Consider the following 26,138-nt stretch of genomic DNA (forward strand, 5'->3'; position numbering starts at 1 on the left):
TGTCGCCTTTCACGCCTTGGATGCCCTGCTCGCCCTGGTCACCCTTGTCGCCTTTCACGCCTTGCGGACCTTGAACACCCTGTGATCCTTGAATACCTTGATTGCCTTGGTCGCCCTTCTCACCTTTTTCGCCTTGCTCTCCTTGTTCGCCTTGGTCGCCTTTATCGCCTTTATCGCCCTTCAGCCCTTCTGAGAGCTTGTCATCGGAATCGGAAGACACCTCTACGAAGTAAGCAGAGCCTTGCTGATGAATAACGAGTACTTGCTGTCCCTCTTCGAGCTCGCTTCCCAGTCCGTTGCTTCCGTAGATGTACGCATCCTGAGCCATCTCGAATGTCTCCACAGCTCCGTCTGCAACGCGTACCGTCAGCTCATTCGCGGATACGCTCAACACAAGGCCGCGAAGCGCTCCGTTGGCAGGCTGCAGCATATATTTCTCCGCATTGCCGAATATGACCGCCATCTGCGCTCTGGTGACATTCCCTTGCGGATTGAACGTATTATCCGGGAACCCATTAATAATGCCCTTCTGATGCGCAGCATGAACAAATCCTCTATACCCGGAGGAAATGCTGGAATCATCCGCGAACCCGGTCGGCTGAGATGCCATATCCTCGGCCGATTGTTGATCGCCTAACGCTCGGATCGCAAGCTTGACCGCCCACTCGCGGGAAACGTTCTCCTTGCCCCAATGCTCCGACTCCGTCTCTTCAGATGGGCTAACAACTCCCTTCTTGACTGCGAAGTTGACCCAATCTGCGGCCCAGTCATCCACTTGATAGGAGAATGATTCTTCACTTGCAGGAACTGTATCATAGCCCATGAATCGAAGAGCCATAATGACGCTTTCTTGGTGGCTGATGGAAGCGTTCGGATTGTAATTGCCCTGCTCGTCTCCTTCAACGACTCCCATTGCTTCCAGTTTCGCTATGTATTTATGTGCCCATGAATTCACCGGAACATCTCGGAAGGAACCGGCTGCCTGCGCAATCCCCGCTCCCGTGCCAATCACTGCAATGATGAGTGTACATACAAACATATTTTTCAACATGAATGCGATCTTCTTACTCATTTCCCTATTTACTTTTTCCATTCCAACCATTACCTCCCGATAAAATAACTCATTACATTATGCAGTACGGACGGCACGCTTCCCTGTCGTCGCAGTCTGCAGCTTCCTATTAGCACATGCCAAAAAAGACCGACATACTTCAGTCAAAATCGACTTTTTCACTTGCCAATAGCCAGCCCACCTGCCTCTCTATTTATCTAGTTGCTGTTCTCACTCGCTATTCATTGGCAATCACATTAACCTCCAACTATTGTATAGGTCTTTACTCACAAAATTCTCACAATCCCTCACGAATCGACCAAGCTCATCGACAAACCGCAATGCACCTTCGTCCTAGACCTGCGACAACAGCGAATCCAGACTGTCAAGATGTTCATTATGGCATATTCAATGCCTTGCTCACTCCTGTTCTAGTATTGAATGCATAACCGTATTTCGACATCATTCTGCATTATACAAGGAGCGCTCCTAGCTAGTAGTCCTACTAAAGTAGTACGCTGCAAAAAAAACTGCGACGGCACAATCAACTGTGTAAGAAAAAAACCGTTACCATCCTTAAAATAGGACGATTACGGTCGCAATCCATTCGCTATTCGGCTGTCGCTTTCTCCTTCAGTTCCCATGGAGGCTCCATACCCATCTCCCGGATATAAGCTTCCCTGAGTCTATTGTAGTGGGCCATCGCTTTCTCCCGCTTGCCGCTTCGGCCATACAACTCTAACAGCAGGCCGTTCATTTCATCATGAAGCGGATAGATGGCCAACAGTCGGAGCAGCCATTCCTCCGCTAATGACCAATTCCCAAGGGACATGTGGGAACGGACGATGCTTCCGATCAAGGCTTCATATTGCTTGGAGCTCTCCTCTTCCAGTGCCAGCTTCCATAGATACGGCTTGCCCTCCAGAAGGGCTCCGCGGTATTGCAAGCAGAGTTGCTCCGCGTGAGATCGGCCGCTTGGATCAAGTCCTGCCAATCTGGCTTGCGATTGGAATAGCAAATAGTCGTATTGCGGCCCATTCGATTCCAGAACATAACCGTCGTTCGTTTTTTTCAGTTCCATATGCAGACGGTTATCTTTTATCAGCTTTTTCAATAAGTACACCGCATTGTGCAGATTATGAGTTGCCCGTTCAATCTCCATATTCGGCCATAGCAAATCGATAAGCTGCCATTTGCTTATATCCCTTCCGGGATGGCATAACAAATAGGCGCACAGTTCCTCTGCCTTCCGCGACGGGAAACGTATAAGGCCGCCGGCGCTGCTGCGCACTTCGAATCCGCCGAAGCAGCGAATTTCGGCAGAGCCGGCCAGCGATGGATTCGTATCTTCCATCCCCCCCGTATGCTGCTCAAGCCGCGACAATACTCTTTCAATCGCAGGAGGAGTAACCGGCTTCAAAATATAATCAAGCGCTTGCACATCGAACGCTTCAAGCGCATATTCCCGATAGGCCGTAGCGAATACGATAGCTGTCCGGGGACAATGCTCCAACAGCTTTCGTGCAAAGGCAATGCCGTTCATCTCCGGCATCTCAATATCGATGAACGCCACATGAGGCATGTCGGTTGATTCCTTCATGCTGGCGAACGCCTCCAGAGGGCTATCGAAAGATCCTATAATGTCAATATTCGAAAACTTCGTCAACATGACTTTCATCAGTTCCAGATTCGGTATCTCGTCTTCAACAACTATAGCCTTGTACATCCGCATTCCACCCTGTCAATGCTCATCATCTGTCTCTCATTCAGTTTAACACGCAGAGCGGAATCTTCCCATAAGTACGATACAATTTTTACTATGAACGGAGGTCGGGCGAATCAGCGACGCAAAACAGACTCTCGCCGCGGCGTCGCCGACACCTCGTTGGATGGCGCGCTCTCTTCTCCCAGTTGTCCGGCCGTAACCGTAAAGTAATAGGTAACGCCATTGTCCAATCCGACATAGGTATAATAGGTGCCTGCCACAGTCACAGTCGGACTGGCATCGTAACGACCGGAGTCTGTTGTTACGTAGAGATTGTAGTTGGAGTCGTTCGGAGTACCGATCCACCGGAGAGTCACTTGGCCACCGCCTGCAATTGCAGATAGAATGACCGGTTCGAACGCTGAACGATACAAGCGCTTGACATGTTGCCTTTCCATTGTCCTATGCATGCTTACGCGCACAATTCCACCTTCTTTGACTAGTAAATAATCACAATCATATATAATCTACCATCCCTTTCTCACAAAATTCTCACATTACGTATGGAGGCCAGACTGCGTCACTGCTTCATCGGTAAGTATAAATCTGATACGCGATGCCGGCTTATTCCCTCGCGCTTGAGCCGCGAATGATAAGCCGGCTCTCTATCTTGCAGCTGCGGGGCTGTTTATTCGCAATGCATTCGACAAGCATGTCTACAGCCATATGGGCAATATGCCGTCTCGGATAATCCAGAACGGTCATTCGAGGCTCGGTCTGCTCCGTCATCAAGATGTTCTCGCAGCCCGCTATTCCCATGTCTTCCGGCACTCTAACTCCCGCCTCGCGACATGCCGACAGCATGCCGACGGCCATCAAGTCATTGGCGGCGATCCATGCGGCAGGTACAAGGTCAGTTCCGCCCGTCAAATGCTGCTTCATGGCCGACTTCGCTCCCTCCAGACGTCCGCCTCCGATAAGCACATCTTCTTCCGTATAATGCAGTCCTTCGGCTGCCATTGCGATTCGGAACGCCTCTCTTCGGCGCTCATGGGGATGGTCGGAAATACCGGTAGCCATGAACCCGATCCGACGATGACCTTGCTCGGCAAAGTGGCGGATTAGCTGTCTCATCCCCTCCTCCCAATCCATATCGACGAATGCGTCCCCTCCAGTCCGACGCATCGGCTCCAAGATGGAGACGACCGGGATGCCGGACGCAAGAAGCCCGCTTAAGTTCTCTTCCATAAGGCTCTGTCCCAGCAGCAGCACACCGTCAATTCTTCCGGACACGTCCTGGAGGAAGCGTTCCTCATCCTCTCGATGATACGTCTGGAAGCTGACGAAATACCCATGACTGCGCGCCTGATGCTCGATATGGCTTAGTATCCCCGCCTCGAACGGATCGCCCAAGTAGTGCACCAGCACCGCTAGATGGTTCGTTTTTTTTATTTTCAAGGCACGTGCGGCATAGCTGGGCTTATACCCCAGTTCGCTCATGACTGCATGCACCTTCCGTCTCGTCTGTTCGCTCACCCCCGGTTTCCCGTTGAGCACATACGATACCGTTGCAACCGAAACGCCTGCACGCTCCGCCACTTCCTTGCGAGATACCATATTCATGTCTCCCATCCAATTTCATCACTTATCTTCCCATCATAGCATTCCCGCTTCTCTTTGAACACTTTTACTTACTCGAGTAATTAATATGACTTAAAATCCAAGTAGAGTATTGCAATAATTATCCGACGAATATATGATATAGTCAAACTTACTCGAGTAAGTTAATTTGTCCAAGGAGTGATTAGACTTATGCCTTCCAGCCAAAAAAGTGAAACGAAACGATCGTTCAGCGGCGTATACCCCCATCTTGTCTGTACGAACGGTACGCCGCTCAAACCGGAATGGGAATGCGGAATCGGAGCGGTAGCTGCCTGGAATGACAAGCTATGGTATATGACTTATCCCGCCCACTGCCCATTCGGAAGCGAAGATAAGCTCTACTCGCTCGATAGCGAAATGAGGGCGACCGTACATCCGGAGAGCGTTGGCGGCACGCATGCCAGCAGAATGATTCATCGCGAGAGCGAGCAACTGATCCTGGGGCCATACTTCATTGACAGGCATGACCGCGTTCGAGCGGTACCGGCTTCGGCGATGGAAGGACGGCTTACCGGCGTCGCCCGCCATCTCACCGATCCTGCGAACAAAGTCATTTTCTATACGATGGAATCGGGTCTATATGAAGTCGACGTGCACACCTTGGAAGTCACTACGTTATACCGCGATCCTAACGTGATGAAGCAGTTGCAGGGGAACTATCTGCTTCCCGGCGTACACGGCAAAGGGGCTTACACGGGCCAGGAGCGGCTGGTCGTGTCCAATAACGGGGAAGGCGGCGCACTGGCGGAATGGCTCGGCGACGGACACCCGGGCGAGAGAGACAGTTGGAATATCGTCGACGCGAACAAGTATACAGAGGTGACGGGACCGGGAGGCTTATATGGCGCTCCGGATCAAGACGCCCCGATATGGGCTCTCGGCTGGGACGACAAATCCGTTCTGCTGCAAGTCTGCCATAAGCGGCAATGGAAGCGATACCGGCTGCCGATGGCAAGCTTTACGCATATCGCGGATAACGGCTGGTTCACGGAATGGCCGCGCATTCGCGACATCGGAGCGGAGAAGTGGCTGATGGACAAGTTCGGCATGCTCTACGAGTTCCCTCCGGCATTCTCGCATGACTATACAGCAGGCATCCGCCCCCTGTCCGTGCACCATGGCATGATCGTCGATTACGAGCAATGGAACGGTCAACTGGTGCTGGGCTGCAACGATGCATCCGTTCAGTACAATCCGCTCACGGGCAGATGCCAGTCCAATCTGCTGTTCACTTCCATCGACAAGCTGAAGACGTTCGGCCAGCCGTTCGGCTGGGGCAGCGTATGGAGCAGGGAAGCGATCCATGCAGGCATGCCGTCGGAGCCTTTCCACTTCGCGGGCTTCCAGACGCGCGTACTCCACGTCAGCCATACGGAGCCGCATGAAGTAACCTTCCGTATCCAGCTCGACCTCGAGGGCAACGGCAAGTGGACGGAAGAGCATGCTTCGCTCGTTGTGCCTGCGTGCGGCTATCATTATTATATTTTCCCGGAAGACTTGGAGGCGGAATGGGTCAGAATCGTGCCGCTGCAAGATGCCGGCTCGGCAACCGCCGCGTTCGTCTACCATCACGCATCTGGCAACCTGCGCCGGGAGGACCTCCTGGCCGGCTTGGCCGATGCAGGCTATGCCGGTCCGCGCAGCGACGCCATTCTGTACGCTTCCGACGATATGCGCTTGCCGCTTCATGTCGCCGCGACGCACTATAATGGCGAAGTCGCTGTCATGGCGGAGACGCTTTACGAGCTTAGGGAGGACATCCGCTTCGCGAAGCTGAACGATGAGAAGCTGCATGCCCGATTGCGAGATGAATTGACGCCGGCCCCCCAATACGAACTGGATGACGCATCCGTCATTGTCACAGACGGGGATGGCAGACGCTACCGGCTGCCGAAGGGACACTCCGCTTATGATGAGGAGCGTACAAGCGGTTATCGCAGAGTCATTCGTGAAGTCGTGACGGAACGCTCCTTGATGAATGTGCATGGCACCTTCTACGAGTTGCCCGATCATCATTCGGGCGGGCTTCATCGCATTCAGCCGATATGTACGCATAACAAGCTGATCCACGACTTCTGCTCTTGGCGCGGTATGCTCGTTCTATCCGGCATTGCGACAGTAATCGACGCATCCCCCGATTCTAATGATCATATCGTTCGCTCGGAAGACGGGACGGCTGCGCTATGGTTCGGCAACGTAGACGATCTGCGCTCCTTCGGCGCGACGTGCGGTACTGGCGGACCGTGGCTGCAAGCTGAAGCAGCGGCGGGCATTCCGTCCGATCCCTATCTCATGAGAGGGTATCGGGAGAAGCGGCTGGCATTATCCCACAGCGATACAGAAGCGGTGGAATTTACAGTAGAAGTAGATTTCCAAGGGGATGACAGCTGGGCAGTGTACGGCGTCCTTTCCGTTGCACCGGGAGAGACGCTGGAGCACGCATTCCCGGCGGGATATGCGGCGCAGTGGGTCCGTCTTGCCGCCAATCGCGATACCGTAGCTACGGCAACCTTTTATTACGAATAATGATAAGCTTCTCGCCAATTCGCTTCTGTCGATTACCTATAGCTGGGCTGTTGCATAGGATAGAGAAGATGAATAGCGAGAGGAGTAAGATCGATGAATCACGATTGCTACAAGCATCATGTTCGGCAGCCCAGCATTCCTTGCAACTCGTACAACTGGTTCGATCATAGCTGGCAGCGCATCACCCCATACCATTCGTTCGGTTGGAACGATCACGGCTGGCATTATCCTTGGAACCTTTATTACAACTGGAACACCCAGAGCCAACGACATGATTGGAACCAATACCATCGGCAATTGGTGTTAAAAGATTACGGTCCATATCCGTTGGTTATCAATATCGAAGAGGCTGCCAAGCAAAACAAGACTTACCGCACCGCGATATGGACTGGGGAACATTTGCAAGTAACCTTAATGAGTATTGATGTGGGGGCTGATATCGGCTTGGAGGTTCACCCTCATACCGACCAATTTATCCGAATTGAAGAGGGGCAAGGCTTTGTTCAGATGGGTGACAGCAAGGACAGACTGGATTTCACGGCAGAAGTGGGCGATGACGACGCCATTATGGTTCCTGCGGGGAAATGGCACAATGTGACCAATACAGGTCATGAGCCGCTTAAAGTTTATGTCATCTATGCACCGCCTCAGCATCCATTCGGAACCGTTCACGAAACAAAAGCGATTGCGATGGCAGCTGAATAGCAAGCTGAATAGCATTTTTCACTGCGACATATGCATACGAGAAAGAGCCCTGGATACGATCAGGGCTCTTTCCTCTAAAACTTTGCAACTAGCTAGCTCGTATAGCATACAAGGAACGCTCCCGTCACCGAATTGCGGCCGGACTATTGAAAGGGAATGTCCAGAACCGTTCCGTTCCGAAGCGCTCTTCGATTTGCTCCTTCGTCAACTCTCCTTTACCAAGCAGCTCGGCTGCCTGGAACTGGGACCGGTGAGACTGAATGGAAGCCATCTTCTGCTCCAGGAAATCCCGGACATCGTAGACGCAATCCGGCTCGCCGATAGCTTGCTTCATATTTTTGGCGAAGGCGATACAGCGGACGGGCGGTCTATCCGCTTCTGGGAGCTTGCCGATCGTACGGACAACTGCCCCGCCGGTCGCATCATGATCGGGATGAACGCTGTACCCCGGGTAAAAGGTATAGATGAGCGAAGGGCGGAGCTCTTCCAGAAGGTTCCCGATCGATTCGTCCAGCAGCGACTGATCCTCGAATTCGATCGTTTTATCGTGGAACCCGAGCAATCTTAAGTCCTGTATGCCGATGGCCCGGCAAGAGGACTCCAGCTCCAGCTTCCGGATGGCCGGGAGCGTCACCCTGCTGGCAAAAGGCGGAATGCCCATGTTCCGCCCCATCTCCCCCAATGTCAGACAGGCGTAAGTCACCTGTTCGCCGTTCTGGATATGGGCAGCCAGTGTGCCCGACAGTCCGAAAGCTTCGTCATCGGGATGCGGCAGCACGACAAGTATACGGTGTTCCATAAGATCATCTTCTCCTTTCCCTAGAAGGGCTGCCTGCTTAATTGCAACGCTACGATGAGCTTGCCTTGACTGTCATGGCCCGCCAATATGAGCCTGTCTGTCTCGCTTTCTTCATAATGGGTCAAGCCTTCCGAATAGATCCAGCCATGCGGCATCTTGAGGCCGATCCGGTAAGGTCCGTTGCCGGAGATCGAACCGTGAGCATAACGAACGACCGCATTGGTAATAAATGTGGCGGCAGGATGCTTCGAGCTGTCTATATGAGCGGCATAGGCGCCCGTTGTCTGCTCCAGGTGAATATAGAGATCCTGATTTTTCAGGTCTTCAATTCGTCGTTGCACTTCCGATGGAATGATCAGCTGCATGAAGGCCCTCCATTTCTTAAGTTGTATGGACCTTCAGAATAATCCTTTCCCGTTATTTCCGCAAGTCCGCAACCCTTATAAAGTCAGCTGTTGCAGCAAAGTGTATCAAGCATGGACCAATTCAACTTGCCGATGAGCGCGGAGGAGACTGCTAACTGGATTTTATGCTATTAATACAGTTATATTGGATGTCTCACGCGTTACAAATGGAATTCGTACAGTTAAAACAGGCCATATGATACAAGATCGCTAACCTCGGCGGAAAGAGTAGCATGAAATCCAGTTCATTGCGATTAGTCGGAGCATTTCAATGAATTTAATGACATGAAATCCAGTTAGATATAAAGGAAGCAGATAAATAATGCGATCTATATAGATACTTAAGTACCGTCCGTCATAAAATAATAAATACCGCACAAGTATAATGTGCGGTTCACCCGGAACAGGGTTCAGGAATGCTTCTTATAATCGGACGGTCCATATCCCGTATATTGCTTGAATACGCGGCTGAAATGCTTCCAATTGCTATAGCCCACCCGTTCGGCCACCTCGTACACCTTGACCCCCGGTTCCTGAAGCAGTCGTTTGGCTTCATCAATCCGAAGCTTCGTCATGTATTCGATAAAGGTTTCTCCAGTCTTTTCGCGAAACAACTTACTTAAATATTGCGGAGAGATGTGCGTTTCCTGACTGACCTCGGCTAAATTGATCGGATGGTGCAAATGGGCTTGAATATATTTTTTGGCTCGACCCAGCAACTGTCCTTCCTGCTTGTCCGGATCGAGCTTGGAGAGTACATCTTGCATCCATTCCATCATAATCTTCCTTAATTGTCCGATGTCGCTTGACCACAGCAGCACCTCTAGCGTCTGTTTCATCTGCTCTATGCCCAATCGATCCGAAGGAGCGAATTTCTCCTGCAATTTATCATGTACGATGAACAGCAGCTTCTCCAGCGTCAGCAGTAATACCTTCACATCCCCTTCTTCTACGCAAGCATCGATGAGTGTGTGAATTTCCCGCATAATAACGTCCTCGTCATGAATCTCCAACGCCGCTTCCAGCCGCTCGCTCACAAGATGATGCTTCGGTTCGCCGTCACGTTCATCATCATATATGCCGCTGCCGAGCAGCACTCTGGAGAACAAGGCGCGATGCGCTTGGACAAAGAGGGTATAGTCATACAATTCTAACGTATGCAGGGCGTCGTTGTGATAAAGGCCAGATACGCCTAAACTGAGAGGAACCTTGATCCGTTCCGCGCAGAAGCGGTGAATCGAATGCGTAAACGCTGACAGTTTCTGCTGCAGCTCTTCCTTGTCCGCAGCGGACAAGCCGAACATGTAACGGAAGGGAATCGCATGATCGCCAGTAATGATACAGGCATCTCCGATATCCTGAGCCACCTCGGTAAAGAGCTTGCCAAGCATCCACAGAAGCACATTCTCACCGCCCAGTTCATGCACCCTGCGCTCCGGCAAGTAGTCGATTCCGCAGAGAACGACAGCTTTCCAGTCCTCACTCTCCATCCTGAAGTCCTCTTTGCTCTTGAATAGACTCAGACCTTTATCCCTTTCGGACTGCTCCACGATCTTTGTTAGAATGCCTATTAACTCCTTATCATCGACCGGCTTCAGCAAATAATCCAACGCACCGTATCGTATCGCTTCACGCGCATAACCGAAATCATCGTATCCGCTGAGAATGATTATATGAATGTGAGGGTGCGCAGTACGCACTTCCCTGATCAATTCCATACCGCTCATACCCGGCATGCGAATATCCGTTATTACGATATCTATATCGTTGCAGTTGACAATGGACAAAGCTTCGTTACCGTCGCTAGCCGTACCGATAACCTCCAAGCGTTCTGAAAGCTTCGATTGACTTAGCAAGAAGCAAATGCCTGAACGTATTTCCTTCTCGTCATCTACGATTAAGATTCGCATATTTCGGCTTCATCCTGTTCTGTTATTGGTATGGGAATTGGAATCTGACTATCGTTCCGACATTTTCTTGGCTTTCAATACTTAATTCTCCCGCAGGACCGAACAAAAGCCGCAGACGTTGATACACATTCGCAAGTCCGATTCTCGATTGCTGGCTTCGGGAGGTTGACTGCATTTGGGCTATTACTTGCTCCAGTCGTTCCGGGGTCATTCCTTTCCCCTCATCGATCACTTCACCTACAACGAATGCTTCTTCCACGCGAAGCCGGATCGTCAATGATATCGTATGATCGAATGGCGAGATCCCGTATTTCAGAGCATTCTCGATTAACGGCTGCAGGATCATACAGGGAATAGTGTGCTTCTTTACTTCCAGATTGACGTCCATTTGTATCGACAGCCGCTCGCCGAATCGCAGCTTCTGAAGACTTAAATATTTGATCAGAAACTCGACTTCATCAGGAATCGCTATTCGTTCCTTCTCCTGGGCCGCCTGGTAGCGAAGAACATGCCCCAGCGATATCAGCCCCTGCTCACCGTTCTCGTGACGACCCGTCTTATAGGTCATGCGTATGGTCTCCAAAGCATTATGCATGAAATGGGGGTTAATCTGACTTTGCAGCGCTTTGATTTCCGCTTCCTGTTTCAGTACTTTCTCATGCAGTACCTCGCCGAACAAGCTATTCATACGCTTGATCATGTTGTGGAATGAGCTGGATAAGTAGCCGATCTCATCTAATCGATCCACATTGGACTGCTCGTTCAATGAGCTGATATCCAGATGTTTTATTTTGTCGCTCAGCTTTCGCAGCGGCTTTGTAAAACCGTATGCGATAGCGACAGCCAGTCCGATGACGATCAACACGCTCGTTGCGACGAGTATGTATGTCCAAGATTTGATTTGATAAATGCCTTTACTCATATTCTCGCTCGGAATCAAGCCGACGACCTTCCAGCCGGAATCTGTCGACCAATTATAGCTGAACAAGTACGGTTTACCGTTCACCGCAAGCTCGAACGTATCTGAGCCTACTGAGCGCTTGCTCCAGTTGACGCCGTAAGCGTCGTTCCATGTTTGTCCGATATACCGCTTAGCCGTTGAATAGACGACATGATTGCGATGATCCAGCACGTACACGACTGATCCTGCTCCAAAATCCACTTGGTCAATCATGTTTCCGATCGCTTCAATCGATCCCGATATTTTTATAATGCCATCGATTTGCTGCCGGTTCGATCCGCGGATCGGTTGAATGATAGAGAAGACATATGGTTTGCCCAGCAGCAAGTTATCCTGATACGTCCCTAATACCGCAGGCGAGTTATACTCGAGATCCAAATCCGCGTACCAGTGCTGATTTCTGTAGTCTTGCTCAACCCACTTTCCTCCGTCTTTGGAAAGCAGATAGGCATCGCCTGACAGCGAGTAATAGGTAATCGCCTGCAGATTTTCACTCGTCCTGAAGTTGAGCTGATTGAGAATAGAATGCAATTGCAGCGTGTCCCTTAGCGACCGTTTATCGGCTGCTTCGTTAATGCTTCGGAATATATCCGCAGCCTCGCGCTCCCCCGGCAGATAGAAGATCGACTGGGGAATCATGAGCAGCTCGTTGACATAGCTTTCGATTTGTCCGCTAACCTGGGACAATATCTGCGGTACGAACTCCCCGACTTGCCTCTCCATGCTGTTTCGGTAAACCGAGTATGAACTGTAGCTGATAATAAGGTTAAAGCATATAACGACAAGTGAGAAAACAATCGAAATTTTAGCGAATAACGGAAGGTTTTTCATTTTAAAGCGCTGCCATTTCTTCACTTGCTTTCAATCTCCTTAGTCGTCAAGTTATCAACTATTATACTACAGCATCATCTAAGCTTGCAGTATATGCAATATGGAACCATGTATCCGGCGCGTCCATGAATAGCTCATAGCTGTCATCACCGATAGACCTTAACTCCCCGCCGGCAACAGTGGGAAATTCGCCTGAACGGAACCTGACTACGCCATTGCCTGAAGCCGAACGGATCTTGATCATTGATAGATCCATATACACCTCTACCGTTCCATGTGGTGTAGGAACGCTGCCTTCCATCCATTGGAGCCCACCCAAGACAGGCTCTACAACATAGCTTGCATAGCCCGGCGATGTCGGACGAACGCCTAAGTAGTATTTTCCAAGCAGATAGATTGGGCTAGCTCCCCAAGCATGACACAAGCTTTTCCCGAACGGACGGCCGTACATTTCGAGCTGCCGCTCCCCTTCTACATGGGGATCGTACTCCTCCCAGAACGACGTGGCCCCGTAATTCAGCATAGCCCCCCAATAATTTATGATCTCCTGCATGACGTAATCCTGCTCGCCGATTTCACACAAGCACGCAAGCTCATGGAACCTCATATAAGGCGTTTTGATTTTCTGCACCTTATCGTTCATCAATACCGCTTGCTTCACAGTAAGGGTCTGCTCTGTCGATAGATATCCGAACAGGACGGTGAACAGATTGGCGTATTTGGTCATATGGCGGTTCAGCTCGCAGCCTGCCAGACTGTGCACGAGTCCGCCTTGACTCTCGTCCCAGAAGGTGTTCAGCACCTTCGCTTTCAATTGTGATGCAATCCCCTTGTATTGGTCTGCCGCCTCCCTATCACCCAGTTGCCTGGCGAAGCCCTCGACGATTTCAAGCGAGCGGCAGAATAGTATCTGTTCGACGCACAACGCTCCATCCTTGCCCATGTCCGCCCAATCCACGAAGATCCAATCCTCTCCTGGCACCCCGACCATCATCCCTTCGTCATTGGTACGGTCCAGGCAAAACTGCATCAGCGTCACGATTTTCGGATACAACATTTTAATGAAGGCCATATCATTCGTATACATCACATAGTCGTACAGCGAAATAAACCAGTAGAAGGTATAATCCATAATCGTGTTCAGATGAATGTCCACCGGATCCTTGCCGCGAAGGGCAATGAGCGTACGCCGGCATACCGCTTCGTCGAAGAAGCTGTAATAATTCATCAGAAAGCTCTGGTAAGCATCGCCAGACCATACCCAGCGGTCGCGCTTGATTCCATCGAGGAAGAATTCCCTTGTGTTCAAATGCAGCGTACGGACGGATACATCCCAAATCTCGTTGATTACTTCATTGGAGCAGCGGAATTTCCCTTTATACTCTACCGGCAGATATTCGTATAGTGCATCGACTCTTTCCACACATATCCCTTCACCCGCTACTACATAGACATATCGAAAGGCTCTGCCCAGCTTGAACGAATAATTCGATTTATTATCCATATATACAGCATCGAACGTTTCACAATGTGTCTCCGACAAGGCTTCCTGAGGGGATTCTCCGTAATAGACATGGATGTGCCCCTTGCCCTGGATACCATGCAGCTGCACAAAACCGAAGGTTTGCTTCCCGAAATCAAGAAGCATGCCGTTTGGCTGCTTATCGATCCGTACAGGTGATATCCGTTCAGTTTCCAAGCGATAAGTTACAGGAGACTGGTCTGGATGATCGAATGTCCAAGACGCTGCCGGGGTCCATCTATTGTTTTGATAGGATACGTTCCAGGTGTCGTCCGTCCTTACGGTAGGACCACTTACGAAGATAGTCGGCAAGCTCTGATCGTTCATCATCGAGATGACGATCTCGTTTTTACCCTCCTCCAGCGTGAATTCCCGTTTGGCATTGTAATGATAAGTCCCGTTAACCATAACGTTGAATCTACCGTTGGCCGTGATCGATACCGTCTCTGCCTCCTTCAGCTCCACGATTTTGTGAAATTTGACATTCGGATGCCAGGAATCCACCTTCCAGATCGGAGGGATAAACATGCCGCGCTCATCTCGGCGCATCATCACTTGCAGATGCAGCCATAGCTCAAAATCACCTGGATACCATATCCATTTTGCTCGATTCATTCGCAATCATTCCTTTGTTCATTTCGCATTAAGCTTCATTCACAAACTTCCGCAATAATATATTCCATACCGTTCGGTACGATCACCTCATAAGATCCGTCCTGTTGCTCCGTAACGGCTGGAACGGATGCCGATCGGCTTCCTCTGATATGATAGATTCGGTCTTGATACATCACATCGCGCACACCTACGTAATCCAGTGAATGAGGCAGATCGGGCTTGATATGAAGACCGTCGGGCTTTGCCTGAATGCCCAGAAATCCATCCAGCATCAGTAACGGCACAATACCCGACTCCGGATATTCACCGACAATTCCAATCGTCCAAGGAGCCCCTACGTTATTGGCCGGATCACGCCGCAGCTCATCCAGACTGAATTCCGCAATGATTGTCTCCATCCTTGCGAACGCACTGTCCGCACCTCCACTGGATTTCAGCCTGCCCATCATATCGTCATACGACGTATATAAAATTGCGCCGCCGTTCTCCAAGTGGTTCCCGAACGTTGCGCTTCCGCCCGGCGCCACACTGATGGCGCCGTTGTAGCTGTACCACCAGTACGGCTGCTGCGATTCAACGGCTACTGTGTTCGCCCTTGGCGCCCATCCCCAATCATAAATATCAGTCCCGGTTGAAGTATCTTCCGCTATGATCCGACTTCCGTCAAGCCAGCCATAGATCATATCCGCCTGCTCCGTATCGGCCAAGCCATACATGACAGCCATCGCATTAAGGAAAGTAAAACCGTAATCATAAGCAATTCCGTTCACATCGATCGAACCGATATAACGGCCTTTCTGTTCATCCCAGAACGTCTCATTGAACGAAGCTTTAATAATCGGAAGCAGGTTACGCAGCTTTACCGCTTCGGCTTGACAGCCGGCGGCTTCTTCCAAATCGACCATGGCTTGTACGGCCCCATAGAATAAAATGTTCTCATATGCGCTTTTATAGCCCATCGGATAGTTATCCCAATAGTTGGATGCGTGGGCGGTAGCCGTACCATCATTGTCGGGATCGTCAATGAGGATAAGGCCGCTATTGCCTTGCTGCTCTTCCAGCATGAATAGCATCGCTTTGCGAACCTTTTCCAGCAGTGTGGTCACACCTTGCGGATAGGCGGGCGCATTGAGATTCGGCAGCGGCGGAAGCGGATCAGTCAGCATGCCTTCGTCCCGTGTCCACATATACAGACGGTGCACGCCCATAATATAGAGCGGATTATTAGAGTAGTGCTTAGACAAGTCCAAATGTTTTTGTCCATAGGCATGCGCCCATATAAATCCATCCGGGTCCATCGGCACGTTCTGCATTTGCTGAAGCAATTCTTGTTTGAGGCCAGTTTGTTTCGTCCAAGCCAGTTTTTGTGCCGACCACAATTGCCACTCCGTCGGACCGATCCCCAATATTCCTCCGGGGCCGTTCAGCCAGCGGTTCCCTTCCGGCGTCAGCTCATTTTGCGCCAATCCGTATACGAGGAACATATTGCTCCAATTCGCATCGAACGAATCGCCTAAGGACGTATAGAAGCGGCTGCCTTGCCTGCCGAAGGCTTTCCAATCCGCAAGTTGAAATGCATAGCTGCCGTTCTCGTCCCATCTCATGCGATCTGTCGATAATTTAAAATGACGTGCCGCAATCCCCCCTGTCTCCAGGACGAATGTCTTATTAACAGGATTCGGTACATACGACTGTTGATGCACAGGTATGTCATGCCAGACCTGACCGTCAGTGCTGTATGAGAGCTTGAGTGCAATAGGGAATCCATATCCTCCAGCCCTCGGCTTCAGCTCCAGCTGATCAACCGTGTAAACCTCTCCCAAGTCGGCGGCAATGAATTGCTCCGAATAACCGTTAAACGGTGAAATATCGCTCGACCAGTAGGTGGATGCATCGTTATCGAAGGCATATGCCGTCGCATGTGCCGTACCCGATCGCGAGGACGAAGTGAACCCCTGTATTTCAATTTGTTCGGATACGGCAGACCCGCTGACGGTCACTTGCAGAGGCAAGGACCATTCTGAGGATGGATTCCCATCTTTGTCATAGGCTCGAACCTTCACCGCATACGTTCCCGCTTCCTTCCAGGCATGCGTGGAGCGCCCTTTACGATAAGTTTCCGTTCCATTCATCGGCTTGACGGACGAGGACAAGGAGACTGTACCGTCTCCCCAGTCGAACAAATACAATTGTTCGCTGTCCGCGGAATTGCTTGCACCGCTATAATACTCAATCGTTTCTCTTATTCCAGCAGTCTGCGGCCCGATCGGCCTCTCTGCTTTCCCTGGCATAACCGCGCTATAAGCATATACTTCAGATTCGTAATCATATGACGCGCCTAAGCCATTGCCTTGCGATGAACCATTGACGAAAGCCTGAGCGTGATGCACGCTCTCGGTATACGTCCAGACCCCGACTTGTCCCGCCGGATCATGAAGCACCCACAAATAATAACCCGACGGCTGACGGCTCATATTCAGTTCCACCCATACGTCGTTCGACGGCAGATCTTCGTATGTCTTCGTGGCGAGGGGCTCTCCGGCAATCGTTGTCGCATAATCAGTATTCCAGTTGAACAAGCTTAACGTAACATCCCTGTTCTGATCGCCGTAATTGGATACTCGTACACGCAGCGTATCGAAATAAGAACCGTAGAACTTCTCCCCGCGCGAGTGGATCATGCCGTCAATTGTGTCTCCTATTACCGAACGGCCGCGCACACCTGAAGGTTCATAAAGCGCTTTCCAGCCTCCAGATCCTACCCCTGTCTCTGCCTGATAGTTGTAATTTTGAACCGGCGCGGCTTGGCCGTTCTCATAGGAAACAGACGTATCTCCAGTGTCACGGTTATAAGCATATATCCCGACCCACTCCGTTGGATTGCTTAGCTCCCATAAGAACTCCCCTTGCCCCTGCATAGGGAATTCCAACAGAAGCCACGCGTTATCCGTGTAATCGACAAAGGTTTTCTGCATGACAGGCGTTTGACTCGTCGTTGTCGCATAATCGGTATTCCACTGATATAAAGATAAGGTCAAGTTGCCAATGCTGTTGCCCCAGCTCGGAGCGGCAACGCGAAGCGAATTGAAGTTCGAAGCGTTGAATTTCTGACCTCTGGTGGACGCCTGATTGAAATCGAAGGGAGTGCGTCCCCCCTCCTCGGTATACAGCTTCGTCCAGCCTGCGGCTTCTGCACGTTTCGGCTGCAATGTCAATACGCTCGTCAATAACAAAGTTAATGTGAGACCAACAAGCAAACCTTTAAACAGGATATATTTCGTGTTATTCGGTACCATAGCTCAGTCTCCTTATGCTTCATTATGGGTCGAGCTTATTGCTACTGAATCAAATTCATCGACTTGAATTGGCTTTCTGCCTCATCCAGCAGCTTCTGCCCCCCAGCCTTCAGCCAGTCTTCTATGAACTGATCGTAATCTGTTTTCTCGCCTAAAATATATTTGATTTGGAATTCTTCCGTCATTTTAGACACATCCGATACCAATTGCGGATCGAGTTTCAACTGGTCATTAAAATTCGGTGAATCGGCAAAGCTTCTTGCCATTTCATCCAGCTCCAATTGCTTCATGCCGGTTTCGTTCGGCTCTTCGGAATTGCTTTGCAGCACTTTGTCGCGGCTGGTGCTGATCCAAGTGCCGTAATCCCACGCCCCGGGATATTCCTTGCGGTACTTGTCGTTGAATTCCGTATAGAACTTAAATCCATTGTCCAAGTCGACGACTTCCTGACCATCGGAGCCTACACCCCAACGAAGTGCCCAGTAACCGTCATTGGGATAGCTGACGCCTTCCAGCAACTCCGTGATTTTCTCCAGCTTCGCTGGATTTTTCGCGGCGTTCGCGGATATGGCGTACATCCCGTTAGCAAGATTGTTAGGCGGCCTAACGCCACCGTTCCCGGAGCCTTTCGGCATAGGAATCGCTTCCCACACATCCACATATTCTCCCTTATTCTCATTCACACTCTCGTGTTCGGCAACGATCGACCCCGGATACCATGCAATGCCGATCTTGTTGCCGAACAACTTTGGCTTTCGCTGCTCCCAACCTTGTGTGTACCAATCGGAATCTATTGTTTTCTCATCCACAAGCGTTTTAACAAAATCTAGGAACTGCTTGTGAACGCCGGTTGTCACCGCATGCGCCGCAGCATTATCCTTCACGTGAAAGCCATGAAATTGTCCGAACATCCCTTGGAAGTTGGCAATCTCTCCCAAGCTGCTGCCGCCTCCTGCCGAGCTTATGCCCCAGGTGTCGTTCTCTCCATTCTGATCGGGATCGTCAGTCGTGAACTTGCGTATAACATCCATCAGTTCCTCTTCCGTCGTCGGAATAGACAGCCCTAGGTTATCCAGCCAGTCTTTGCGAATCATTACTGTCCAGTTGCCGGGCTCGGCCGGCTTTGGAATACCGATCATTTTACCGTCCTGCATCGCATACGTTTTGGCATTCTCGCTCAACTCATTGTTAATCGATGGAAGTTTTTCCAACAACGGCCTCACATCTTCCATTAGCACACCTTGTGATTGGAGCTTTAGAATTTGATTTTTATCATAGGTGAAAATGAAATCGGGCGGCTCTTGACTGGCGAAGCGGGTCAATATTCTCGCTTCCATATCTGCAGCGGGCAGCGCAGTCAGCTTGAAATCAATGTTGAACTTCTCGTCTATCCATTTTTTGTATGGATCATTATCATCAAGCGGTGTATTGACCCATCCGACCTCCATCAATTCGATATTGAACCGTTCCGCTTGCTCACCCTTTATTACTGGCTTCTCTGATTGATTTGCATCATTTTTTCCATTACCCGAGCCGCAGCCGCTCGACAGCAATAGCGAGCCTATAAGCAATCCAGTGGTCCAGTACTTTCCTTTATTGCTTCCATTGAACATGAACAAGCATCTCCTTCTATTCATTCATTATTTTGATATCGGATAGAAATCACATTATCCTTTAACCGCACCCAGATACATCCCTTTCATAAAGTGCTTCTGCAAGAAGGGATAGACGAACATAATAGGAAGCGTGCCGATGACGACAAGCGCCATCTTTAACGACTCCGTAGATACACGATTCACCGGATTGAGCGCATTGTGCTGAGAGGCATTGTTGAACTGTGCGCCTATCTCCGAGCTGGAGAACATATTGCGAATGAGCAGTTGGATCGGATGCCATTGCGGATCATTCAAATATATAAGCGCATCGAACCATGAATTCCATTGCGCAACTCCGATAAATAGTCCTATTGCCGCCATTGCCGGGGCAGCCATCGGAATCATAATTTTAAGCATAAGCATGAACTCTCCCGCACCATCTATAACAGCAGACTCTTCCAGCTCATCAGGGATATTTTCAAAAAACTGCTTGAGCACCAATACGCTCCAGCTATCGATCAAGCCGGGAATAATGAGTGCCCAGATCGAATCGAGCAAATGTAAATCGCGAACGACCAGATAAGTCGGGATAAGCCCCCCGTTAATCAATATCGTCACAAGAATGAAAAACAGCATCGGCGTTCTTCCGGGCAGATTTTTCTTGGACAGTACATACGCAGCAATCGTAGTCATTGTAAGAACGAGCGAAGTGCCAAGCACTGTGCGGACGACTGTAGAGCCAAGCGCTTGGATAACGGCTGAGCCTTGAAATAGCCTTTCATAAGCGATCAGTGTTGGTTGATTCGGCCATAATATAAAACCTCCTCGAGCAATCCATTCCTGTTCATTGACCAATGACATGGAAATGACGTAAACAAGAGGAATGGCGGATAATAGTGCAAGGCCAAGCACGACGGTGATGTTTATCGCTTGATATAACCTTTCATTGAAATTGGTCATACTCTCTCTCCTCATTACCAGATACCCGTTCCTGCGTATTTCTTCGCTAAGTGATTCGCCGTCAGAATCAGGATCAGTCCGATAGCCGACTGGAACAGACCGACGGCCGTCGCCATGCTGTACTGCAATCCGTTAAGTCCTTGCCTGTACACGTACGTATCGATTATGTCACCGACCTCATATGTAGCAGGACTATAGAACAGCAGGATTTGCTCGACCCCTGCATTCAGTACGCTACCCAGAGACAGTGTGAACAAAAACACAATGACCGACTTCATGCCCGGCAGCGTAATATGCCAAATCCGCTGCAGAGGTCCCGCGCCATCGATTTTGGCGGCCTCGTAAATCGACGGATTGATTGACGTCAATGCCGCCAAATAAATAATCGTGCCCCAGCCAATCTCCTTCCAGATGCCGCTGCCTACGATGAGTGGACGAAACCATTCTGATGCCATCAGGAAATTTTGCGCTTCCCCGCCGAATTTTTCGATGATTTGGTTCACGAACCCACTATTGGAGAAAATCGCGAACACAATACCGTAAATGATCACCCAGGAAAAGAAATGAGGGATATACAAAATCGTTTGGCTAACCTTTCGAATCCATAGCGATCGTAGATCGAATAATAGAATGGCTAGAATGATAGGCGGAAAAAATCCGAACACAATTCGAAGCAAGCTGATTGCGATTGTGTTCTCGAGTACGGAATAAAACTCCGGCTTGCCAAATATATGCTCAAAATGATGGAAACCAACCCAAGGACTGTCCCATACGCCCAAAGACAATTTATAGTCTTTAAATGCCAGTACAACTTGCAGGACGATGGGATAATAGCGAAGCACCGCGTAATAAAGAATGACCGGTATGAACAGAACGTACAAAAACCAATAACGTCGGAGTCCGCGTACAACTTGCTTTGACCGGGCTTGACCGTCCTTGGCGAGCTGCGCTTCTATCACTCGCTGCATATGTTCACCTCCCCTCTGAGCTTCCTTCTGAAGTTATACTCAGTATATCGGATAGAAGAAAGGGGCCGAAATGACACTGATCGATTAAAATGGAACATATTTTAATCTATCACATGAATTTCATACAAAAAAAAGTACACCAATTAAATGAAGTGTACCAAATTCAATCATCTGTTATTTCAAATAAATGTCTATCTGCAAAACCCATTAAATCATCATACTTCTTGTCACACCACTTATACTGAAAGTGACTTAACGATATACCGCATAAGCACCCAAACAATATTAACATGAGCTTCCATTTGACTTCAGAATATATCTTCACCATTATTTCCTGTACGAGCGTATGCGGGAACAGAGCTTAGGATCGTATTGTTCCAAAACTGTGGGTATTGAATGATGATTGATCAGTGATTACCTATTCAGGTGTTACATGGGAAATCCTTGCTGTGGTGGTTTAAATGAATGAGAAAAAGACTGGAGGTGTGGTTGATGAAAAGCGGCAACCAACTTCCAGTCTTAAGTGATTTGAGACGGTTATTTTCACTCAGCAACAGTTGTACGGCGTTGTAGGGAAATGGAATTGTTACTCGTTAAAATGTCCGCTGCCGCAGCGCTTCGTACAAAAGCACTGTGGACGCCATCGCCACGTTCAGCGATTCCGCCTTCCCCTTCATCGGGATGATAAGTCGGTCGTCCAGCAGCGCTTCCACCGCTTCCGACACCCCGTCCGCTTCATTGCCCATGACCAGCCAGATCCCCTGCTTCCAATCATATTGATAGCAATTATGCGAAGCCTGCGGGCTCGTTCCGACAAGACGCAGCCCTCGCGCTCTGGCCTCCGGCATAAGCTGCAGAAGATCGCCTTCCACGACAGGCAGATGGAACAACGAGCCCATCGTAGAGCGAACCGTCTTCGGATTATAGAGATCGGCGCAGCCCTTTCCCAGTATGACCGCATCCGCGCCGACCGCATCCGCGCTTCGGATAATCGTCCCCACATTGCCGGGATCGCGCACATTATCCAGCACGACGACAAGGCCATTGCTGCGATAGATCGTCTCCCCGCTCCAGCCGGGCTTGACGACGACGGCGAACACTGGCGGCGGCGAATCCGTTCCTGTACATTTCGCCATCACGGCGCGCGAAGCGCTCATCCATTCCGTCCCATTCAGATGGTCCTGCACCTCTGCCAGCTCCGCCGGCACGCCTCGTTCCTCATCATAGACGACCGTTTCAACAGCTGCGCCGTATTTCGCCGCCTCTACGATCAGGTGAATGCCTTCCACAAGAAATCGCTTTTGCCGATCGCGATGCTTCTTCTCAAGCAGCGAAGACCACAGCTTGGCCCGCTCGTTCTGAAGAGAAGCTATGTATTTATGATGTTTCCCGAATTCACTCTTATCCATGCATCCTTAACCTTCTTCCATTCTTGTTACCTGTGTTCCCAGTATACCATGACATTTACGTAATGGAAGCGTGAGGACTAACTCCCCTTCACCCGCTTCTTGCCTGTCCCTTTCTTCTTTTGCTTGCCCTGAATCGTCTTCCAGCCCTTTATTTCTTTGAGCTTCATGTTCTCCAGCTGCACTTCCCCGTTGTTGCCCGATCCCGACGGACTATTCGTGACAGAGTTGCTGGAATAGATGATTTTACCGATATTGCCAATAATAATAGTCCCCTCATTACGAATGATTTTCACGCGGCAGCCGCAGAACGGTTTCCTGAATTTCATGCTTCTTCGCCCCTCATGCGTATTCAATCGATAGCTTATCTTATTTTATGAAGCTATACCGGCAGAGGTAATGGCTTTTCCACCCCGCTATTTGTCCAATCTATTAACGGATCGCAAGAATATACTACATATAGTCCTTATGAAAGCGAGGTGTTAACATGAAACTTTTCTCACCAACAGAAGCCGCCTTGCGCCCTTATATCGGAAGAAGAGTATGCGCCCGCCTGGTTGACGGCTCTCGCGTATGTGGAACCATTAAAGCCTGCAGCAACGGGAAAGTCTATTTCTCGCAAGATACGAAAGGATCGGGAGCCGCCTTCAACAAAGCTAAGAAACGGTCTAGACGGAGCCGTAAAAATTCCAAAAAGGCGAATGTATCCTTCTTCTTCTTCTTCGGCATTGCCATTGCCGTCGCTTTAATCGCCGCCCTGTTCATCGTGCCGTTCGGCTTCGGCGGCGGATACGGAGGCGGATATGGCGGAGGCTGCGGCGGGGGCTGCGGATGCGGTGGAGGCTGCGGTGGTTACGGCGGTGGTTACGGCGGTGGTTACGGCGGGTACGGTTACTGACGACGATTCAAGCACGGAATGAGGAAGGATGGGCAGTCCGGTTGTTGGGCATAGTAAGATTGCAAATCCCATGCCGCAGGAGGTTATTACCCGTGAACAACATCGATCTTCGGCAAGCGATTATCAATCGTGTGCAGAGCAATACGGCGGACCAACTGAAGGAGGTTATCGAGAGCTCCATCGATCATGACGAGCGCGCCTTGCCTGGCCTCGGCGTTCTGTTCGAGATGATCTGGAAGCAATCGAACCCTTCATCTCAAGGCCAGATGGTGCAAGCCTTGCATCAGCATCTGTCCTCGGCCGGGAACAATACGGCTGCCAATCCGTCCCCTTCCTAACGCTTGTCAGTGTCGTGTACAGGCTGAATACACCAATGTACCGTCTACAATCGTATTCGTAACCAGAGGCATTCCTTCGTAAAAATCAACAAGAATAAGGTCGGCCGCTTTGCCTGCTGCGATGGAGCCCAGCTTCTTCGAAAGACCCATCGCTTCCGCCGGACGCAATGAAGCCATCGCCACGGCGGCGGGCAGCTCGGCCGATCCTTCATCCGCGAGTCTGAATATGGCCGCGAGCAATGAGGACGGGTGATAGTCGGAGCAAAGAATATGGGCGGCCCCGGCCTTAATCGCGTCCACTGCTCGCAGATTGTCATCGTGCGAGGCGCCTCTTACGACATTCGGCGCTCCGACGCATACATACATCCCGCTTTCCGCAGCATAACGGGCTGTCTCCATATTTATGGGAAATTCACTGACCGTAACGCCCAATTCCCGCTGACGCTCAATCAATTCGGGGGAGTCGTCGTCATGGGATGCGACGGCGATTCCCTGAGAGACGGCTTGCTCTGTGATCGACTTCAACCATGCATAATCGACCCGCTCCCTCCGTTCCATCAGCTCGTCTACGATCACGGCTACTTCAGCGGCGGTAACGCCCTGATTTTTCATCACATATCGCTCGAAGGAACCGGGCTTTCGGTACTGGCCTTGCCCCGGCGAATGATCCATAATGGACAAATAGTGAATGTCCCCTTCGTTCAAGAGCTTCTCCAATATGTCCCGGCCGTCATGGAAGGAAATTTCGAAGCGCAGATGAATCCGGTTCCTAACATAAGTGCTTCCACGTCGATGCCGGCGAATCTGATCTACCATATCCGTCAGCAGATGCACACCTCTCAGGCTAAGGCCTGTCCCCAGCGAAAGCGAGTGAAACATCGTCGTTATGCCATGAAGCGGCAGCTTCCGCTCGAATTCCATAAGCGCCATTGGCAGCGGGAATAGCGTTCCGGGCCTCGGCTGCACCTCCTTCTCGATCGCATCGCAGTGGATGTCGATCAATCCGGGCAGCACATACTTTCCGGAGGCGTCCACCGTGATGGCATTCGGTCGCTCCTTTTTCCATGCCCCGATTTCCTCATTCCCGCTTAACAGCGCCGAAATAACAGTCCCTTCAACGGCTACCGCAGCCCGTACCACCTCATCTTGAAGCACGACTGTGCCGTTCACGATAAGGATAGGCGCAGTTGTATCGTCATATGGCTGAACATTTCTTGCTGCATCCATATCCAACACCCTTTACATGTTATTCATTTAATGAAGTCATTTTATCACAATCACAGGAAAAAACCGCAAGGAAACCTTGCGGCGGATCTTCGGCACCAAATATGTCGGGGTTTATTCTTCTTTCGCAATATACTCATAGATTTCCCCGGTCTCGAAGGAATCGATCAGCCGGTCCAGCCAGCGGTAATACTTCAAGCCTTCCGATATTTTCTCCTTGTCCTGATTCAGCACTTCCATGAATGCCTCATCGTCGGCATACTGCTCCATAAGCGCATGAATTTCCTTCAGACTACGGTTCATCACGCTCATATTCTGCTCAACGGCCTTCCTCCATTTGATCGTGAAGAAATCCGCAAAATTCTGGTGCCAGTCCGGGACGACCTCGTACAAGTCCTTGCGCGTCCCCTTGCCCCATACTTTCTCGATCATCTTCAAGTCATGAAGCGTGCGCATGCCTGTGCTCATGGATGTCTTGCTCATCCCCATCGTCTGACTCATTTCATCCAGTGTAACGGGATGCTGATTAAAGTACATATTGCCGTATAGATGGCCGATCGATAGCGTGATTCCGTATAAGTCCATATTTTTGCCAATCGATTCAATTACGCGTCTTCTCGTCTGAAGCAGCTTACCGCGCTGCTCCTCCGTCAACCCAGCAAGTTCATTCATTTTGTTCCTCCCGAGGAGTGGCTTGCACCCATCATACTTACTAAATTTATTGTAATCAATAGTCGAATAGACTGTAAAGACTACGATCCT

At 50.3% G+C, this 26,138-nt stretch carries 21 protein-coding genes; 4 read left to right on the forward strand and 17 right to left on the reverse strand.

Features of this window, described 5'->3' with window-relative positions; translation table 11 throughout:
• The 4 genes from M6D81_RS24835 to M6D81_RS24850 all read right to left on the reverse strand — a co-directional run.
• On the reverse strand, positions 1 to 1,093 hold a 1,093-nt coding region (locus M6D81_RS24835), incomplete at its 3' end, for an S-layer homology domain-containing protein (RefSeq protein ID WP_262679870.1).
• A 568-nt stretch (positions 1,094 to 1,661) separates the two neighbouring features.
• Positions 1,662 to 2,777, reverse strand: a complete 1,116-nt coding sequence (locus M6D81_RS24840) for a response regulator (protein WP_262679871.1) — start codon at positions 2,775 to 2,777, stop codon at positions 1,662 to 1,664.
• Positions 2,778 to 2,890: 113 nt separating this feature from the next.
• Positions 2,891 to 3,214 carry a fibronectin type III domain-containing protein gene (locus tag M6D81_RS24845; protein WP_262679872.1) on the reverse strand — a complete coding sequence of 108 codons (324 nt, stop codon included), beginning with the start codon at positions 3,212 to 3,214 and terminating at the stop codon, positions 2,891 to 2,893.
• A gap of 166 nt (positions 3,215 to 3,380) precedes the next feature.
• On the reverse strand, positions 3,381 to 4,379 hold the full coding sequence (locus tag M6D81_RS24850; protein WP_262679873.1) for a LacI family DNA-binding transcriptional regulator: 999 nt from the start codon (positions 4,377 to 4,379) through the stop codon (positions 3,381 to 3,383).
• A 189-nt stretch (positions 4,380 to 4,568) separates the two neighbouring features.
• Here M6D81_RS24850 and M6D81_RS24855 point away from each other — a divergent pair, with 189 nt between their 5' ends.
• Together M6D81_RS24855 and M6D81_RS24860 are read left to right on the forward strand one after the other, a co-directional pair.
• Positions 4,569 to 6,944, forward strand: coding sequence for a hypothetical protein (locus M6D81_RS24855; RefSeq protein ID WP_262679874.1), 2,376 nt, complete (start codon positions 4,569 to 4,571; stop codon positions 6,942 to 6,944).
• 93 nt (positions 6,945 to 7,037) lie between these two features.
• The gene (locus M6D81_RS24860) at positions 7,038 to 7,649 is read left to right on the forward strand and encodes a cupin domain-containing protein (protein ID WP_262679875.1); all 612 of its coding nucleotides are present in this window, start codon (positions 7,038 to 7,040) and stop codon (positions 7,647 to 7,649) included.
• 124 nt (positions 7,650 to 7,773) lie between these two features.
• Here the strand turns inward: M6D81_RS24860 and bshB2 are convergent, their stop codons facing one another.
• The 11 genes from bshB2 to M6D81_RS24915 all read right to left on the reverse strand — a co-directional run bounded on the left by bshB2 (position 7,774) and on the right by M6D81_RS24915 (position 23,245).
• Positions 7,774 to 8,448 (reverse strand): bacillithiol biosynthesis deacetylase BshB2, encoded by a 675-nt coding sequence (gene bshB2 / locus M6D81_RS24865; RefSeq protein ID WP_262679876.1) that lies wholly within the window; start codon positions 8,446 to 8,448, stop codon positions 7,774 to 7,776.
• Between the two features lie 20 nt (positions 8,449 to 8,468).
• On the reverse strand, positions 8,469 to 8,813 hold the full coding sequence (locus M6D81_RS24870; RefSeq protein WP_262679877.1) for a YojF family protein: 345 nt from the start codon (positions 8,811 to 8,813) through the stop codon (positions 8,469 to 8,471).
• 449 nt (positions 8,814 to 9,262) lie between these two features.
• Positions 9,263 to 10,762, reverse strand: a complete 1,500-nt coding sequence (locus M6D81_RS24875) for a response regulator (protein ID WP_262679878.1) — start codon at positions 10,760 to 10,762, stop codon at positions 9,263 to 9,265.
• Between the two features lie 22 nt (positions 10,763 to 10,784).
• A complete protein-coding gene (locus tag M6D81_RS24880; RefSeq protein ID WP_262679879.1) occupies positions 10,785 to 12,578 on the reverse strand; it encodes a sensor histidine kinase in 1,794 nt (597 codons plus the stop codon).
• A gap of 37 nt (positions 12,579 to 12,615) precedes the next feature.
• On the reverse strand, positions 12,616 to 14,691 hold the full coding sequence (locus M6D81_RS24885) for an alpha-L-rhamnosidase-related protein (RefSeq protein ID WP_262679880.1): 2,076 nt from the start codon (positions 14,689 to 14,691) through the stop codon (positions 12,616 to 12,618).
• Positions 14,692 to 14,726: 35 nt separating this feature from the next.
• The gene (locus tag M6D81_RS24890; protein ID WP_262679881.1) at positions 14,727 to 17,987 is read right to left on the reverse strand and encodes a discoidin domain-containing protein; all 3,261 of its coding nucleotides are present in this window, start codon (positions 17,985 to 17,987) and stop codon (positions 14,727 to 14,729) included.
• Positions 17,988 to 18,028: 41 nt separating this feature from the next.
• A complete protein-coding gene (locus M6D81_RS24895; protein ID WP_262679882.1) occupies positions 18,029 to 19,600 on the reverse strand; it encodes an extracellular solute-binding protein in 1,572 nt (523 codons plus the stop codon).
• Positions 19,601 to 19,654: 54 nt separating this feature from the next.
• A complete protein-coding gene (locus M6D81_RS24900; protein ID WP_262679883.1) occupies positions 19,655 to 20,542 on the reverse strand; it encodes a carbohydrate ABC transporter permease in 888 nt (295 codons plus the stop codon).
• Positions 20,543 to 20,556: 14 nt separating this feature from the next.
• Positions 20,557 to 21,510: an ABC transporter permease gene (locus M6D81_RS24905; RefSeq protein ID WP_262679884.1), complete on the reverse strand. Its 954-nt coding sequence runs from the start codon at positions 21,508 to 21,510 to the stop codon at positions 20,557 to 20,559.
• Positions 21,511 to 22,103: 593 nt separating this feature from the next.
• Positions 22,104 to 22,919, reverse strand: coding sequence for a TrmH family RNA methyltransferase (locus tag M6D81_RS24910; RefSeq protein ID WP_262679885.1), 816 nt, complete (start codon positions 22,917 to 22,919; stop codon positions 22,104 to 22,106).
• 77 nt (positions 22,920 to 22,996) lie between these two features.
• Positions 22,997 to 23,245, reverse strand: coding sequence for a hypothetical protein (locus tag M6D81_RS24915; RefSeq protein ID WP_262679886.1), 249 nt, complete (start codon positions 23,243 to 23,245; stop codon positions 22,997 to 22,999).
• Between the two features lie 158 nt (positions 23,246 to 23,403).
• Between M6D81_RS24915 and M6D81_RS24920 the strand changes: the two genes are divergently transcribed.
• Together M6D81_RS24920 and sspI are read left to right on the forward strand one after the other, a co-directional pair.
• Positions 23,404 to 23,814: a hypothetical protein gene (locus M6D81_RS24920; protein WP_262679887.1), complete on the forward strand. Its 411-nt coding sequence runs from the start codon at positions 23,404 to 23,406 to the stop codon at positions 23,812 to 23,814.
• A gap of 92 nt (positions 23,815 to 23,906) precedes the next feature.
• A complete protein-coding gene (gene sspI, locus M6D81_RS24925; protein WP_262679888.1) occupies positions 23,907 to 24,152 on the forward strand; it encodes a small acid-soluble spore protein SspI in 246 nt (81 codons plus the stop codon).
• Positions 24,153 to 24,158: 6 nt separating this feature from the next.
• On the opposite strand, the gene M6D81_RS24930 is transcribed toward sspI, so the two are convergent.
• Both M6D81_RS24930 and M6D81_RS24935 read right to left on the reverse strand, forming a co-directional pair.
• A complete protein-coding gene (locus M6D81_RS24930) occupies positions 24,159 to 25,379 on the reverse strand; it encodes an alpha-D-ribose 1-methylphosphonate 5-triphosphate diphosphatase (protein ID WP_262679889.1) in 1,221 nt (406 codons plus the stop codon).
• A 111-nt stretch (positions 25,380 to 25,490) separates the two neighbouring features.
• Positions 25,491 to 26,048: a GbsR/MarR family transcriptional regulator gene (locus M6D81_RS24935; protein WP_262679890.1), complete on the reverse strand. Its 558-nt coding sequence runs from the start codon at positions 26,046 to 26,048 to the stop codon at positions 25,491 to 25,493.
• Positions 26,049 to 26,138: the final 90 nt, after the last annotated feature.

The organism is Paenibacillus sp. J5C2022, assembly GCF_025567625.1.
GTDB lineage: Bacteria > Bacillota > Bacilli > Paenibacillales > Paenibacillaceae > Pristimantibacillus.